The organism is Staphylococcus sp. McC-251-APC-3A2 (assembly GCF_009695665.1).
Taxonomy (GTDB): Bacteria; Bacillota; Bacilli; order Staphylococcales; family Staphylococcaceae; genus Staphylococcus; species Staphylococcus cohnii.
Genome location: NZ_VUNO01000003.1, coordinates 70,480 through 87,290 on the forward strand (window position 1 = coordinate 70,480; position 16,811 = coordinate 87,290).

Consider the following 16,811-nt stretch of genomic DNA (forward strand, 5'->3'; position numbering starts at 1 on the left):
CGTCCAACATCCTTTTTAATATCGAAAATTATAATTAATTCTGTTAAACTTAATTTCAGTTCTATATATTATACACCTTTTTGAACTCAAATGATACAAGGGAGCGTAGCTTATGTCAGATTTTTTCCAAGACTTACCTCCTTTTATCCAAGCACTAATCGCAGGTATCATCACATGGTTATTGACTGCATTAGGTGCTGCATCAGTCTTTATATTTAAAAGAGTAAATGATAAAATACTGAATTCAATGCAAGGATTTGCTGCAGGCATTATGATTGCTGCAAGTTTCTGGTCTCTATTACAACCATCAATCGATTACGGTTCTGGATCATCTTTTGCATGGTTACCAGCAGCAATAGGTTTTTTATTGGGCGGTTTTTTTATACGCGCGTTAGATTTAATTATTCCACACATTCACCCAAACACCCAAGACTCTAACCAATACCAAGAAGGTGTAGGAACGAAAAAACTCAATAAAAATACATTACTTGTATTAGCTATTACATTGCATAACATACCAGAAGGTCTTTCTATTGGTGTAGCATTTGGTGGCGTAGTAGCTGGTAATGGCCAAGCAACTTTTTTAGGCGCACTCGGTTTAGCAATTGGTATCGGGATTCAAAACATCCCCGAAGGTGCTGCACTTTCAATGCCTATCAGAGCTGCTGGCGCATCACGATGGAAAGCATTTAACTACGGACAAGCATCTGCAATTGTTGAGCCCATTTTTGCTACAATAGGCGCTGCTGCAGTGCTTTTCATTACGCCTATGTTACCTTATGCACTCGCTTTTGCCGCTGGAGCAATGATATTTGTAGTTGTAGAAGAGCTTATACCAGATTCTCAAGCTAGTAATAACACTGATTTAGCAACATTAAGTTTAATGCTAGGTTTTACTATTATGATGATTTTAGACGTTGCACTTGGATAAAAGGTAAAAGAAAAAGAAATAACTTGGATCCATTTCTTCAAATAAAAATGATGAGTCTGGGACAACCATCTCAAGCTCAAAATAAAGAGGTTAGGACATAAATCCTAGAAAAATAGCACTCAGATGATTTAATTCAATTCATCTGAGTGCCTTTTTTTATTCAATATTTCGTATTGTTGGCTCGCTTTCCTAGGAGACAGCTTGAGGCTATAGTCTTCAGCTTGTCCTGTTCCCACAAGCGTCTCGCCAGAATACGTCATATTTATCCAAGAACTATATATCTCAGGCAATCTTATTTTGAGAATGGAGATTTATACCCCAGCCCTTTTTAGCATTCATTTTTTGCTATTTTAAACGTAAGTGCTTGTTCGGGATATGGATTAATCCGTTATCCTGTCCTTCTTAAACTTCACTATAAAACACCATTCAATACGCTTACATATATAAAAGCCCTAAACCATTTTAAATAATGGATTAGGGCTTAATTAGTTATTATTTTTTCTCTTGTCCTTTTGGACCTACTTCATATTTATAATCTGATGGTTTCACTTTATCAAAATCAGGATTATCATAAAATCTCATTAAGTCACCGTTTAGGACATCATCGCTCATTTGTAAGTCTTTTTCAGCTTGTTGTTTACGTTTATCAAAATCACTAGGTTTTTCTGTTACTGGCTCATTATTTTTATTATCATATATTCTGCCATTTACATATTTGTAATCTTTCGTTACAAAGTCACCATTTCTAAACGGCACAGTATCATTATGATCTTTTGATAATAAGTCTGTACCCATCATGAGATAATTCTTAGTATCAATACCCATTAAATGTAGTAATGTAGGCATTACATCTGCTTGTCCAGCATAAGTTTTATCAACAGTACCTTCTTTACCAGGGATTTTCAACCAGAAACCTGTACGATTTAAATCTGTAAACTTAGCTGGTGTAATGTCTTCACCTAATAATTTTTCCATTGCTTTGTTATGATTTTCTGAAATACCGTAATGGTCACCATAAATCATGATAACTGAATCATCATAGACGCCTTTTTTCTTCAATTCATTTACAAATTGTTCTAGCGATTCGTCTAAATATCTCGCTGTCTGTACATAACCGTCAACTGTTGAATCACCAGTATTTGGTTTATCAATTGATGCATCTTCTGGAGATAAAGTGAACGGATAATGGTTCGTTAGTGTAATCAAATGACTATAGAAAGGTTCTTTTTCCTTCGCTAAATAATCTGCTGATTCATCAAAGAACTCTTTATCTTTCAGACCTAAATTCTCTTGATTTTCCTCTGACATATCATAGTACGTTGCATCATAGAATTTATCTACGCCAAAGTGTTTATAAACTTGGTCACGGTTCCAGAAAGTTTTATAATCACCGTGCATCACGCTAGATGTGTAACCTTGTTGTTGATGCAAAATCGCTGGTAATGATTGGAACGTATTATCACCTTTAAGTGAGAATGCCGAACCTTGTGGTAAACCATATAAACTATTATCCATTGTAAACTCTGAGTCTGAAGTTTTACCTTGTCCTGTCTGATGGAAGAAGTTTGGATAGTATCTAAAATCTTCATTACCAGTAGAAAGTTTATTTAAGAAAGGTGTAACTTCTTCACCATTTACTTTTTTGTTAATCAAGAAAGTTTGGAAACTTTCTAAGTGTATTTTAATCACATTTTTTTTCTTAGCCGCGCCGAAGTATTCTGGATTCGGCTGTGTTTGCTTTTGTTTCGTATAATTTAAGACTTTAGTTAAATCATCTTCATTTGCTAATGCTTTTTGTTGATTATTTTGTATCGTTTTTACACCATCATAAACTGTGAAGTTATATGGACCTAAGTATTTAACTAAATATTTATGGTCGAATGTACGTGTTAATAATTCCGGACGATCAGATTCAGCAAAAGCTAGGTTCAAGAAAAATAATGCAACAGATGCTGCCATAATCACTGGAACAAATTTTTTGCTAAACACACGCTTGTCTAACCATTTTTGTCTAAATATTAATACAAATAAATAAATGATTGTATCGATAAAGTAAACAAAGTCATACCATTTAAATGAAGCTGATACAGCACCACCCATTGATTCAACATTACCCACTTGATTTAACGTACTGAAAGTCAAGAAGTCTGAGAAGAATCTGAAATATACAACATTTGCGTATAATAAGAAGGTTAAAATAAAACCGCCTATAAAGATAAACCAAAATGCTTTCTTACCTTTGAAGAATAAGAAAATACTCAATACTAATGCAATTAAACTATATGGATTCATTAATAAGATTAAATTTTGAACTAACCCTTTAACACCTAAAGAAAAGTCAACATAGTATGAAAAATACGTTTTAGCAGTAACTGTTAATACAGTTAAAATAAAAAACGCAAAAAGAGTTAGTTTCTTTTTGTGTAGACTCATGTCTGTTCCCCCGATATAAATTAATAAAAGTTGGTGCTAATACCTAGCCCAATTAAAATGCTTTGTAATCATTGTTAATGCGTAGCTTAGATTATCTAACAATGTCTTTATCGTTATTTGCGAAAGTTAAAATTTAAGTAAGAAAAATAGGGTGACATCCTGTATCTTTCCTCTAAAACACATCTTTTTGTCTTTTGTCACTAATTTATTTTTATAAAGTAGCAATTTTTATTTTTAACGAAATTTATTGATTCTTTTTGAAAAATTATATTTGTTGTAATGTAAATTATGTTAATGCATTTTATTATGTTTTACATCGTTTTTACACTGCATTCACTCTGTAACATCCTTGTAATAAAACGATTATAGTTCAATTAATAAATATAAAGCAATTCTTGTCTAATATCAAGTAAAAACACACTTTTTTTAATTAAAAACGCTGATTTAACCGTTTTATGAAGGTATCATTAACCTATTGTGAATACATGATTAAAAGAAGATTAAAATTTAAATTTCCTTTATAATTATACTTGCTCTATTTAATAAATTAATCAGGCCTTGGACCTATTTAGATAATGGTTAATTTATACTGAATGACTTATGTAATTACTTAATCTTATCATATTCAACATGATTACCGTTTATTATACTAGATAAATGAGTTCAAATATTTAAGAATTAATCACTATATCTGAATGTCTATCGAATAATCACTGAATATGTATCACAAATAAAATTTCAGAACTATATTTTAGCCAAACATTGTCTAAGATTTATGCATATTGAGTAAATCATCTAATGTAAAAAACCTCAGGTAATTTATCACCTAAGGTTTGGATACATTCTAAAATTCATTAACCAAAAGACATATTGATATAATAATTATTTTATGGCTAAAAGATTTTTAATTTTAAATGAACACTTTCGAAACGTATTGCTATACACTAATACGTTTTATTTTTTGATTGCGTATACTATTTTAACATTTCTAATTGCATTCTATACTCAATGCCATGAAACAGTTGATTTAACCAATTGGTATATTTTATTAAATTCTTTTCTGCAGTTTCAACATCTATGAATTGAAACTTCAACTTAGTACCAGGATGTTTTTGGCCTAACTTCGTTAAGTGATAACTGGCGATTGTCCCTATTTGCGGGTAGCTTCCCAATGTGTAATGGTCATTTAACAATATAATAGGTGTACCATCCCTCTTAACTTGAATCGTTCCTATTTGTACAGATTGATGTGCAGGCATATCTTCATAAAATGCTTTAACAGGTTGACCTTCAACATACATGCCCACCCTATTCGCTTTACTTGTCACTTTATATTCCCCATAAGTAAAACGATTTAAAGCATCTTGGTTAAAATCTTCTGTTCCTTTGTTTTTAATGACATGAAATACATCGGACATATAATTAAAAGAAAGTGCATAGCCATCTATACCCCAATCTGTTTGATGTGTATGTTCAAGATTCTCGAAAAGTTTGTGGTGACGTTCTGTATAATCACGTTTCATATTGATTTCATCGCCTATTTCTAGTTTGCGACCATGAAATCCACCTAGTTTAGACATAAAATCAGTAGAAGTAGAACCCAACCATTCGTCTAACTCAAACCCTCCACCAACAGCTAAGTAAACTCTTGAGGTCCGTGAAGTCTCTGTAAACTCAAGTACATCACCTTTTTCCATTAAATAAAGTTTATTAGGTAAGACTTTTAAATTAGAGGTTTTAGCTTTAAAACTGCCGCCACTTAATGCGATTAAAGTTGGTTCAGTAAAACGAATACTAGCCATTCTATTGGTCATTTCTAATGTTGCTTCATGTTTATCGTTGGCTACTAGCCGATTAGCAATTTCATGTGATAATGGATCTAAAGCACCACTTGGGATTACACCATTGTGTTCAAAACCGATACGACCAAAATCTTGAAAACTTGAGAACAATCCTTCATTTTCTATTATGATTGACATGGTTTAAATCCTCCTAAATCCAATGCTTCTACTGTCATAGCTTGAAATTGCACATTATCACCTAATTTTAAAGTCGTAAAATCTGTTTGATGTGGATTAAATAATTCAACTGGCGTATAACCTATCACTAGCCAATCGCCATAAGTATCAATCGTAGTAATACCTGTTTTCTTACCTTCAATGATTACTGATCCCGCAGGAATAAATGCTTTTTTACCACCTGTGTGATTTACAAATAAACGCTTATCCATCCCTGTTAAATATGGAAATCCTGGAGAATAGCCCATCATTGATACGAAAAAGTTCGAATTTGTATGTAATTTTACAAATTTGTCGAAATCCATTTTATAATATTTTAGCAAAGACGCTAAATCTGGACCAAATTCACCACCATATACTACAGGTATTTGAATTGGTTCAGACGCCTCTTCTACATGTTTTATTTCTAATTGCACAGATTGCAACAATGCTTTCATATATAAAAATGGTGATTTTATGTTGTGATGTTTAATCATATCTCTAGCGTCATAACAAATCATCATATCTGACTCTGTTGGCACAATTTCTGTAATAAAAGGATAATTTTTGTTAACAAGATATGTTTTTAACGCGAGTAGATCGTCAGTTAAATCTTTGGAGACTTCTTTTTCTATAGAAACCACAATTGCTTGGTCACCTTGACTGTATATCTTCATAAATTCACCTCATCTATTGTGTCTATTTGTGACTATCGATAAAATACATTTAATATTTGTGTTAAGTAGCGTATTAATTCTTTAACTAAACCATAGATAAATATCAACTGAATAGCACATGAAATAGTGATGATCAACTTAGTAGCAAAATATTTATGTTGATTCATTAAATAGGTTACATACCATTTTGTAAGGCCGATTAGCGTAATAATTAATAAGATCCAAATCAATATCATTATTTTGCCTCGCTTGCTGACATTAGATTTTTTAAGACTCGTATAACTTTGTTTATCTTAATTCACCTCATACAGTTAAACCATATCTATGTGTGGCATATTTGATATTTCCAACTATTGATATCAAACACACTCGCAACAACGTTTTATCACAATTATTAGAATTAAAATTAATATTTTTCTTATACTTTCTATATTCTATAGATTTATTGCAACATCGGCAACCTCTCTCAAACTATTTATCAGAAAAACTTGAATTTGATTTTGCCTTAACTTGTGCTTAAAATCTGTCAAACTATAATCTTTTTCAATTAATTTACCTTCTTCTATTAACTCTTGTCTCTTACATCCTTTTAAAAAGTCTTCATTATATACTGGTGTATAATAATAGTTTCCTTCTTTGATCATAATATTTCCAATATCAAATTCTAATATTTTTCCTGATTTGTCATAGAGTAAGATGAGATCAGTTTCATGATTATGCGCTAAATGATCCCTATTTGTTGTTTTATTCGTAAGTACTCGTTTATCTTGAATTGGGGTTAATGGTACAATTTTTGCCGTAAAGCTATCTTTTTGAGGTAATTCAGCAACTTCATATTTAAAAACACCATTAGGATGTAATATAATTTTCACTCTATAAGTTCCTGTAAAATATAAGCCTTCAATTTCCGAAATCGTTTTGTTCCATTGCTCATCTTCGAAAGTCATTTGGAATTGATTTGCCGAATGTTTTATTCTGTCATAATGATATGTCAGCCTTGAAAAATTGCCAGAATCTAATCGTAATGTTTCAAATAACTGCATTATAATCTCTCCAATATTTTTGTCTTATCTATAAATTCTTGCACTTCAGATTCTGGATTAGAATCAATGGTAATACCTGCTCCAACGCCGTAAACAGCTTTCCCATTAATATATTGAATTGTTCGAATAGGTACATTGAAAATAGATTTCCCATCAGGTAGCAATAAGCCTATAGTTCCACAATAACCATTTCTTGGTGTTTGCTCTAATTGTTTAATATATTTCATTGTATTCAGTTTCGGTGCACCGGTAATTGAACCACAGGGGAAAATGGCTTCTAGAACACGCAATAAACGCATATGATTTGGTAATTGTCCAGTTACCATGGATGTCATTTGATAAACTGTTTGATATCTTTCAATATGAAACGGTTTATATACTTTAACTGTTCCAGTATTGGCTACTCTACTTATATCATTACGCAACAAATCAACAATCATTACATTTTCCGCTCTATCCTTGGTAGAGTTTCTTAATTTTTCAAAATGTTCCTTATCTTCTAATTCTGTTTCTCCCCTAGCTATTGTCCCTTTCATGGGTTTGCTTAATACAATATTTGATTGATTTTTAAAGGGCCCATATTGAAAAAATAACTCTGGTGATAATGATGCAATTTGAACTTCTTCTGTATCAATCAGTGCTGAATAATGGCCATGATTCCCACCCTGTAGTACATGGTAAAGTTCAGAAATCGGACCTTGTATATCATCACTCAATCTCGTTGTATAATTAACTTGATATGTATTGCCTTCAACAATCGCTTTTTGTACTTGTTTTATATGTTCAATCATTTGCGCATGTTCATATTGAAATTCAAAGTTATATTTACGCTGATATGTAACATTTTGCTCATTTATGCCATCGTCTACTGCTTCAAATACATATGCAGCAGCATAAACGAATACCCCATCGGGAGTTACTGTTGCTAACTGATCGTTAAAAAAACTTGCCGCTTCATATGGTAAATATAAAGCTACATACTCCCCTTTGCCTTGATGTAATTCAGCAAATTGAATGACTGCTCCAATGTCCTGCTTTTGATATGCTATTTTTTTACATACACATTGTTTAAATAGGTATTGATAAGTTTCGGTTTGTGTTTCATTTATGTAATATTGATAATTAAATTTTACTTGCATGATGTGCCTCCACACTTTCAATAAATAATTTAATTTGGTCGATACCGTATTCACTCAAAAATGATTCGGGATGGTATTGGACACCATAAACAGCAAATACTCGATGTTCACAAGCCATAATAATCCCTTTATCATTGGTTGCTGTCACGGTTAGCTCTCCAGGAAATGTATGTATATCAGCCATTAATGAATGATAACGCATTACATTAAATGATTTTGGTAAATTTTTAAAAATACCTTTGCCTGTATGCGTAATTAAAGTTGTATGGCCATGGACAGGCTTATAGTTCTTTACGATGTGCCCACCAAAATAAGTAATAATTTGTTGAAATCCTAAACATACACCCAAAATCGGTACATGGTTCATAAATTGTGTTATGACTTCATTTAAAATCGGATAATCTGACGGCGTTCCCGGTCCTGGCGATATTACAATTGCTGACGGTTTCATATTGATCAGCTTTTCTATATTAATTTCGTCCACATCAATCACTGTGATTGCCTCTGAATAACATTGTTTGAAATAGTCCACGATATTATAGGTAAATGAGTCTTTATTATCGATTACAAGTAGCATTGAATCACCTCAATTATAATTATATATTGTTCTAATATAGTCATTATCCCAAATCTCAACTTGATTTTACAGCTTAAATGTATTATTCTAGTCACGGTATAAATATAACAGAGGTTTCTAGCTGACACCCTCTATAAAAAACTAGACACTTGAACGACGTCTATCTTTTTATAGAGATAGGCGTTTTTTTATGGCGTCATAAGTTTTATATGGCAAAGCTAGCACGATATTTTAAGGAGTGTAAACTATAATGACACAACAGCCATTAAACAATAATAAAGCCATCGTCGTTTTTAGCGGGGGCCAAGACAGTACAACCTGTTTATTTTGGGCAAAAAAACATTTTGATGAAGTAGTCTTAGTAACTTTTGAATATGGACAAAGGCACGATACAGAAATTCAAGTTGCAAAACAAATCGCCAAGGAGCAAGCAGTCGAACACCATGTACTTGATATGTCACTATTATCTCAACTCACTCCTAATGCACTCACACAACATGACATCGATATAGATGAAGATGAAGACGGCATGCCAAACACTTTTGTACCTGCACGTAACTTGTTGTTCTTATCATTTGCTGGCGCCCTAGCTTATCAAACAAATACAAAACATATTATCACAGGCGTATGTGAAACAGACTTTTCTGGTTACCCTGATTGTCGGGATAACTTTATAAAGTCAATGAACGTTACACTTTCGCTCTCTATGGATAAAAATTTCGTTATTCATACACCGTTAATGTGGCTTGATAAGAAGCAAACATGGGCATTGAGTGATGAGCTCGGTGTATTAGACTATGTTAGAAATCGAACGTTAACTTGTTATAACGGTATTATTGGTGAAGGTTGCGGCGAATGCCCTGCCTGTAAATTACGCGCACGTGGTCTTAATGCTTATTTAAAAGAAAAAGGAGCGAATTAATATGTTCCAACAAAATTATCCGAGTGTGAACCACAATTACCAATTTGAACTTAATAAGGATTTTAATTTTTCAGCTGCACATTATATCCCAAGTGAAGACGCTGGAAAATGCATGCGTACGCATGGACATACTTATTTTGTCAACTTAACAATCGGTGGAGATACCGTAGACCATAATGGATTTTTAGTGAATTTTAGTGAATTGAAGCAACTCGTTCACGGACAATTCGACCACCAATTATTGAATGAGTTACCTCAATTTGAAGGTAAAAGTCCATCGACTGAAATTGTTGCACAAACGATATATGAGATGGTCCAATCCTCATTAGATCAAAGACCAAACAAACCACAATGCTTACAAGTTTATGTTAGAGAAACGCCAACAAGTTATGTCATATATCGACCAAAGGAGCTAAATGATGAGTAAAATACCTGTGCTTGAAATTTTTGGTCCAACGATACAAGGTGAAGGCCGTGTAATCGGTCGTAAAACCATGTTTGTACGTACAGCCGGATGTGATTACCGTTGTAGTTGGTGTGACTCCAGTTTTACATGGGATGGCAGTGCTAAAGAAGAAATACGCATGATGGATGCAACAGAGATTTATGAGAAATTATATGACATTGCAGGTGAATCATTTAACCACGTAACAATTTCAGGAGGTAATCCAGCTTTAATAAAAGGTATTCAAGCCTTAGTCGATTTATTCGAAGAAAAAGGTATACAAAGCGCTTTAGAAACCCAAGGAAGCAAATTCCAGCCATGGATGACACAAATTGATGATTTAACAATTAGTCCAAAACCACCTAGTTCAATGATGAAACCAAATTTACCTATATTAGATGATGTCATTGCTAAATGTAAGCCAGAAACACTCAATCTCAAAATAGTTATTTTTGATGACGATGACTTTGAATTCGCAAAAATGATTCATCATAGATATCCTAATGTGCCATTTTATTTACAAGTTGGGAATCCATATCTAGATGGAGAATATGTCGAATCTCATACAGAAAAGTTACTTTCACTATATGAAGCCCTTGTTAATCGTGTTATGGATAGTAGTGACATGAATAATGTATATGTATTACCTCAATTACACACTTTACTTTGGAGTAATAAAAAAGGTGTTTAAATTGAGTAAATCAACCGATTCGTTGTATAATGCTCTTTGTCTATACAATAAACCGGTTTTTCTTTTGTACATTAAATATAGCAATGATTGTCACTGTAAATATAATTATTAAAAATAATAACATTTTTACAATATGTCGGATAATGACTTATAATTTTTTAAAACATCAACTGTTATTAAATGATTAAATCTAACTTAATTGATATAATGTTGCAGTGAAGTATCTAGGTTAGGAGAGCAACATGCTAATAAATATAATCATAAATATAGCTGCGGTAGTAATCATACTCGGTATTGATTTATATCGTCAGAATTTCAAACAACTTAAGTTTAGCTCTATACTTTTATCAATAACTATTAACAGTATCATCAATTTAGTCTTTGTTGGTAAATACGATTACATAACATTCTACACTTGCACCCAATTGATTATTTGGACATTATTGCAATTGTATCTCAATAAAAAAACAAAAACATATGTGATAACTGATCAAAAATTTATTGGTTTTATTTTAACGATTATCATGAGTACGTCTTTAATCCTTTCATTCGATACAAGTAAAGATTCTTACTATATGTCCATTCCGTATTTAGCTCCAGCTATTTTTCTCATAGGTGCAACTTTATTGTTCTATAGTACATTCCAAACACATGAAAAAGAACAAATTAAAATCTTGAATCGTATTCGAAAACCAGTAGTGATTGGGCAAATTATTATTGTATTATCTTTTACAATCATGCCTTTATTAACACCTTATTGGTATGCCTTTATTATTGTACATTTATTATTCTTACTTTTTTTATTATGGCAGAATATATTTTTTTCAAAAAAATGATTAGCAAATTATATTTTGTGGTATGTAGTAATTGATGATGATATTTAAAAAGGAGGTATACTTATGTTTGGATTTATTATTATGTTAATTGTCGGCGGTTTGATTGGCTGGATTGCTGGTGGTATCGTCGGTAAAGATATCCCAGGAGGTATTTTAGGTAATATTATTGCTGGTATCGTAGGTTCTGCACTAGGTTCATGGATATTAGGTGATTGGGGTTGGCACTTAGGCGGTATCGCTATCTTCCCTGCACTACTTGGAACAATTATTCTTGTTGCCCTTTTATCATTTATTTTGGGTAAATTACGTAAAAAATAATTGGTTTGTTAAATTTTTAGTTTTAAAAGAAATTCCTGAAACTTAATGTCATAGTTTCTATATCGACAGAAGATGACTATATAGTGAAAGCACTCAGGAATACTAAAATCTAAAACAAAAATAAGCGTCAATTTCTATTAACATACTATAGAAATTGGCGTTTTTTGTTTTTTAAAGTGTTATTATCTTGAGGGTTTATGATCTATCTTTCGTAAAATGTCATTCGTATAAACCTTAGTTATTGTTTCACTTTGTGTGTATGGGTTCAACAATAACCTAAAATCTAAAACAACCTTTATAAAACTAAACATTACTTCTGTATCAAAATTTCTTTGACTATAACATTTTTATTTTTGCTTTTAAGAGTATTTAACTAATTTGGTTCTTATACAATTTTGTAATGTGCTAATGCTTGAGATTGATATGCGTGAAAGACTACAGCCTCAAATCATATCTCCAAGCATGTAAGGTCAAAATCGTGATAATCATTCTGTTTATACACAAAGCCCTCAACCTACGCTTTTAGCATAGACTGAGAGCTAGAATTACCTGTGTTTAACGAGCGTCTTATTTTTTTCAGTTTCCACCTTATGTGACGGTACATAAAAATGCTCTTCTCTATTTATTCTGTTTTCATTATTTTCTTCTGTTTATTCTGGATATTCAGACATTTCTATTTCAGAGCCCAGTCCTGTTGTTTTGTGTATTGGTTTCAAATTAGTTACTTGAACAATATATTTTGGGCGCTGTTTTACTTCATAATATATCCTACCGATATATTCGCCTACAATACCTATTGAAATAAGTTGGATACCTCCAAGTAATAAAATAGCTGCAATTGTTGAAAAGTACCCTGGTGTTTTCACACCATTAATCATAATATTACCAAAACTAAATACAATATAAAGTAGACTCACAAAAAATACGATAAGTCCTAAATAAATCATAGCCCGTAACGGCTTATTATTAAATGAAATCAAGCCATCTATTCCATAGTTTAATAATTTACCAAATGACCATTTAGATGTACCTTCTTCTCTTTCAACGTTTTCATAAGTGAAAACCTTAGTATTATAACCTATCCATTCATACAATCCTTTTGAAAAACGATTATATTCATTTAACGATGTTAGTGAGTGTAGTGCGCGTTGACTAAGCAACCTAAAATCTCCAACGCCATCTTCTAATTTAATATCCTCAACAAAGTGATTAATCATTTTATAATAACATTTAGTTAAAAATTTTCTCGAACGTTTTTCACCTGTTCTATCACGTTTTGCGACGACTTGATCATAGCCATCCAAATAACTATCAATCATCTGTGGTATAAGCTCTGGCGGGTGCTGTAAATCAGCATCAATCATCACAACAGCATCACATTCCACACTGTGTTGGAAACCGGCTATCATCGCTGATTCTTTACCGAAATTCCTACTGAACGAAATATATTTCACATGTTCATCATGAGCTGCCATTTCTTGAATATAATTAATCGTTTTATCATGGCTACCATCATCTACAAATAGTAAATCATAGTTATAGTGACGGTTAAGACTATCTTTTTCTAGTATTTCAGTTAACCTATGGTATGTTTTTAATATTACTTCACCTTCGTTATAACATGGCACTATAACTCTTATCTGCATAATAAACACCTTCATTTCAATTACTTCAATTTCACTTTACCAATATTTACAGTTATTTCGCCATTCTTTTCATTTAGATTTACATAATTTTTATATTTCCTTAATATTCAATTATAAAACTTACACGCTTTTAAAAAAATTGCTAAAACAGAGAACATCAATGATTTGTATAATAAAGAAAATCTAAAATACAATTTTCAAATTTTTCTAATAAAACAGATTATATATATACATAAATATTGCTCTATATCTTTTTTGTAAAAAGTTGTAACTTTGTCCATCTAGTTTATCAACTATTTGTCAGAAATGGAAACAAAACCTAATATTAGTAAAATTAAAAAAATAAGATAGAGAATTAAGTGTCATTAAAACGATTCTCTATCTTACACGATATAAAATAATCGGCTTACAACCTTTTAGGAATATGTTACAGAAAATAGACCATTGATTATAATTGCCACTTATTAATTTTGTAATTATTATTCAGCAACACATGCTGATAAAACGATTTAAACTTGCTACTTTAAATAAATTATTTCAAATCACCTATACGCACTTGATCAGGATCTTTACCTTGACGTGCATCTCGATTTAGATTATCGATTTCAGCAATGTCTGTTAATTCTAAATTAAAATTAAAAATTTCATAATTTTCTTTAATACGTTTTGGCGTTTTAGATTTAGGTATAATCAAACGGTTATGTGCTAAATGCCAACGCAACACGATTTGCGCAGGTGTTTTACTATAACGTTCGGCAATATCAACAATGATAGGATGTTCAAGTAAACCTTGGTTTCGCATGAGCGGCATCCAAGCTGTCACGGCGATATCATGCTTATCACAAAAATCTTGTAATTCATGCTGATTGAAATAAGGATGTACCTCCACCTGATTTACTGTAGGCGTAATTTCTGTCTCAGCCATCAATTTTTCTAAATGATGTTGCTTAAAGTTACATACACCAATTGCGCGTATTCGACCTTCTTTGTATAATTTTTCCATCGCTCTATATGTTTCAATAAAAAGTCCATCTTCTTCACATGGCCAATGTATTAAAAATAAATCTAAATAATCAGTGCCTAAATTCTCTATAGATTTTGTGAAAAATTCAATTGTTTTATTATATCCTTGATAATCATTCCATATCTTTGAAGTAATAAACAATTCAGAACGAGGTACATCGGATTTTTTCAAAGCGTTGCCTAATGCAATTTCATTTTTATAAAAGTAAGCTGTATCAAAAGCACGGTAACCGATATCTAAAGCGCTAGATATCGCTTTTTCCATTTCCTCATCAGTGATTTTGTAAACACCCAAACCGATTTTCGGCATAGGATAACCATTATTTAAATAATATGTATCTTCTATCATAAATTTATCCTCCTCTTTATTAGTATAAATATATATTTTCATCCTTTAAATAAAAAAACCCTATTCACATAATTTTTCTATTAAGATGATTATAAAAAAACTGGGACATTGATTGATGTCCCAGTTTTTGCAATACTTACTCATTTTTATAATACAAGTTGTATGCGTATGGTGCAAAATATATGGTGATATTTTGCTAGCAAATGATAATTGCTATGTTAAAAACTCAAACATCACTGAATTATCATCATTCGCAGCTTAATTATCACTATTTTCTTCGTCTTCATCTTCTTCTCGAGTTGGACGTGTTTCATGATATTCAAACTCTAAGATAACATTGATAATTTGATGATTATCCACTTCCGATATTACCCAACGATCATATTGTGTATCTACATAATCATTTGGTTGTAAGTTGGTATTATGTGCTTGTAACCAACCACCAATTGTATCTATATCTTCAGAATCCTCAAATTCAATACCAAATTGATCGTTTAGATCATCTAATAACACTCTACCGTTAATTTGGTATTTATTATCACTTAGTCTGAGAACATCATTGACTTCATCATCGTCAAACTCATCACGAATTTCACCGACAATTTCTTCTAATATATCTTCCATGGTTAAAATACCTGCAGTACCACCATATTCATCAATAATTAAACTAATGTGAACATGTTCGCGCTGCATTCTGATAAGCGCATCACTGATTCTAGTAGTTTCGGAAATCATTGGCAAATCGTGGATATAGTTACTTGCTTTCATCGGTTTACCAGAAGCATACTCTGTTAAAAATTCTTTTACGTTAATAAACCCTTTTACATGGTCTTTATCGCCATCTTCTGTAATTGGATAACGCGTGAATTGATGTTCTTTAATTGTTTCTAATAATTCATCTACATTAAATGGCTCATTTAGTGTAACCATTTGTGTACGCGGTACCATGATATCCTTAGCATGTCTTTCATCAAAAGAAAAGATATTTTGCATATATGCTAATTCTGTTTGATTGATTTCTCCGCCATTATAACTATTATTTATTATAATTTTTATTTCTTCTTCTGACATAGCATCATTATTTGCATCAGGATCCACACCAAACATACGAATAATCATTCTTGCTGAACCATTCATTAACCAAATTAATGGCTTCATTATAAATCCGAAATAATATAGCGGTCTAGCATAAAATAGTGCCAATTTTTCGGTATATTGGATAGCAAGCGTTTTCGGTGCTAATTCACCCAAGACAACATGCAAATATGTCACAATGATAAACGCTACTATAAATGAAAAAGTTGTCGTTAGTGCTTCAGGTAAATGGATTAATTCAAATAATGGGTGTAGCAACTTGTTAAATGTTGGTTCACCTAACCAACCTAATCCTAAAGATGTCACGGTAATACCCAATTGACATGCTGATAAGTAATAGTCTAAGTTTTTAATCATCTTTTTAACAACACGTGCACTACCGTTGCCTTCTGTTGCAAGTTGTTCAATCCTAGTAGTACGCACTTTAACTAATGCGAATTCTGATCCTACGAAGACTGTAGTTAATGCTATTAAAAAAAAGAATATTACTAAATTTATTATGGTCACTGTTTCCAATTAGTTCCCTATTTCTAGGGATTCACCTCCAAATTTTGTGTCACAATAGGTGACTGCTTATAAAATATTATATAATTGTTAAAGTTTGTATTATATGCTAAATCCTTCCCATTGTAACACCTCCCTAAAAATACGCATTTCTTTTATTTTATCATAATAGTTGTTTCGAAAGT

General features: G+C 31.8%; 16 protein-coding genes. 6 read left to right on the forward strand and 10 right to left on the reverse strand.

Going from position 1 to position 16,811, the window contains the following annotated elements; translation table 11 throughout:
- Nucleotides 1–112: 112 nt before the first annotated feature.
- On the forward strand, nucleotides 113–931 hold the full coding sequence (locus FYJ81_RS07935; RefSeq protein ID WP_154409545.1) for a ZIP family metal transporter: 819 nt from the start codon (nucleotides 113–115) through the stop codon (nucleotides 929–931).
- A gap of 128 nt (nucleotides 932–1,059) precedes the next feature.
- Here the strand turns inward: FYJ81_RS07935 and FYJ81_RS13270 are convergent, their stop codons facing one another.
- The 7 genes from FYJ81_RS13270 to FYJ81_RS07970 form a co-directional block, all read right to left on the reverse strand.
- Nucleotides 1,060–1,242, reverse strand: a complete 183-nt coding sequence (locus FYJ81_RS13270) for a hypothetical protein (protein WP_308811681.1) — start codon at nucleotides 1,240–1,242, stop codon at nucleotides 1,060–1,062.
- A gap of 181 nt (nucleotides 1,243–1,423) precedes the next feature.
- A complete protein-coding gene (gene ltaS / locus FYJ81_RS07945; RefSeq protein WP_107384927.1) occupies nucleotides 1,424–3,364 on the reverse strand; it encodes a polyglycerol-phosphate lipoteichoic acid synthase LtaS in 1,941 nt (646 codons plus the stop codon).
- Nucleotides 3,365–4,338: 974 nt separating this feature from the next.
- On the reverse strand, nucleotides 4,339–5,343 hold the full coding sequence (locus FYJ81_RS07950) for a biotin-dependent carboxyltransferase family protein (protein WP_107384448.1): 1,005 nt from the start codon (nucleotides 5,341–5,343) through the stop codon (nucleotides 4,339–4,341).
- Entirely contained in the window at nucleotides 5,331–6,038 is a 708-nt protein-coding gene (gene pxpB, locus FYJ81_RS07955; RefSeq protein ID WP_154409546.1) for a 5-oxoprolinase subunit PxpB, read from the reverse strand. Before pxpB ends, FYJ81_RS07950 begins: the two co-directional genes overlap by 13 nt.
- A 434-nt stretch (nucleotides 6,039–6,472) precedes the next feature.
- Nucleotides 6,473–7,081, reverse strand: coding sequence for an aminotransferase class IV (locus FYJ81_RS07960; RefSeq protein WP_119517614.1), 609 nt, complete (start codon nucleotides 7,079–7,081; stop codon nucleotides 6,473–6,475).
- Entirely contained in the window at nucleotides 7,081–8,220 is a 1,140-nt protein-coding gene (locus tag FYJ81_RS07965) for a chorismate-binding protein (RefSeq protein WP_107386255.1), read from the reverse strand. Before FYJ81_RS07965 ends, FYJ81_RS07960 begins: the two co-directional genes overlap by 1 nt.
- On the reverse strand, nucleotides 8,204–8,797 hold the full coding sequence (locus FYJ81_RS07970; RefSeq protein ID WP_154409547.1) for an anthranilate synthase component II: 594 nt from the start codon (nucleotides 8,795–8,797) through the stop codon (nucleotides 8,204–8,206). The genes FYJ81_RS07965 and FYJ81_RS07970 overlap by 17 nt, the downstream gene beginning before the upstream one ends.
- A gap of 250 nt (nucleotides 8,798–9,047) precedes the next feature.
- Between FYJ81_RS07970 and queC the strand changes: the two genes are divergently transcribed.
- The 5 genes from queC to FYJ81_RS07995 all read left to right on the forward strand — a co-directional run bounded on the left by queC (nucleotide 9,048) and on the right by FYJ81_RS07995 (nucleotide 12,009).
- The gene (gene queC / locus FYJ81_RS07975) at nucleotides 9,048–9,719 is read left to right on the forward strand and encodes a 7-cyano-7-deazaguanine synthase QueC (RefSeq protein ID WP_154409548.1); all 672 of its coding nucleotides are present in this window, start codon (nucleotides 9,048–9,050) and stop codon (nucleotides 9,717–9,719) included.
- A gap of 1 nt (nucleotide 9,720) precedes the next feature.
- Nucleotides 9,721–10,146 carry a 6-carboxytetrahydropterin synthase QueD gene (queD, locus tag FYJ81_RS07980; protein WP_107384455.1) on the forward strand — a complete coding sequence of 142 codons (426 nt, stop codon included), beginning with the start codon at nucleotides 9,721–9,723 and terminating at the stop codon, nucleotides 10,144–10,146.
- Complete coding sequence (queE, locus tag FYJ81_RS07985) at nucleotides 10,139–10,855, forward strand: 7-carboxy-7-deazaguanine synthase QueE (RefSeq protein ID WP_107504983.1); 717 nt, start codon at nucleotides 10,139–10,141, stop codon at nucleotides 10,853–10,855. Before queD ends, queE begins: the two co-directional genes overlap by 8 nt.
- Before the next feature lie 242 nt (nucleotides 10,856–11,097).
- Nucleotides 11,098–11,691 carry a hypothetical protein gene (locus FYJ81_RS07990; RefSeq protein ID WP_107504984.1) on the forward strand — a complete coding sequence of 198 codons (594 nt, stop codon included), beginning with the start codon at nucleotides 11,098–11,100 and terminating at the stop codon, nucleotides 11,689–11,691.
- 63 nt (nucleotides 11,692–11,754) lie between these two features.
- Nucleotides 11,755–12,009 carry a GlsB/YeaQ/YmgE family stress response membrane protein gene (locus FYJ81_RS07995; RefSeq protein ID WP_107384458.1) on the forward strand — a complete coding sequence of 85 codons (255 nt, stop codon included), beginning with the start codon at nucleotides 11,755–11,757 and terminating at the stop codon, nucleotides 12,007–12,009.
- A 650-nt stretch (nucleotides 12,010–12,659) separates the two neighbouring features.
- Here FYJ81_RS07995 and FYJ81_RS08000 read toward each other — a convergent pair.
- The 3 genes from FYJ81_RS08000 to FYJ81_RS08010 form a co-directional block, all read right to left on the reverse strand.
- A complete protein-coding gene (locus FYJ81_RS08000; RefSeq protein ID WP_154409549.1) occupies nucleotides 12,660–13,655 on the reverse strand; it encodes a glycosyltransferase family 2 protein in 996 nt (331 codons plus the stop codon).
- A gap of 532 nt (nucleotides 13,656–14,187) precedes the next feature.
- Complete coding sequence (locus FYJ81_RS08005) at nucleotides 14,188–15,027, reverse strand: aldo/keto reductase (protein ID WP_154409550.1); 840 nt, start codon at nucleotides 15,025–15,027, stop codon at nucleotides 14,188–14,190.
- A 258-nt stretch (nucleotides 15,028–15,285) separates the two neighbouring features.
- Complete coding sequence (locus FYJ81_RS08010; RefSeq protein ID WP_119517609.1) at nucleotides 15,286–16,638, reverse strand: hemolysin family protein; 1,353 nt, start codon at nucleotides 16,636–16,638, stop codon at nucleotides 15,286–15,288.
- Nucleotides 16,639–16,811: the final 173 nt, after the last annotated feature.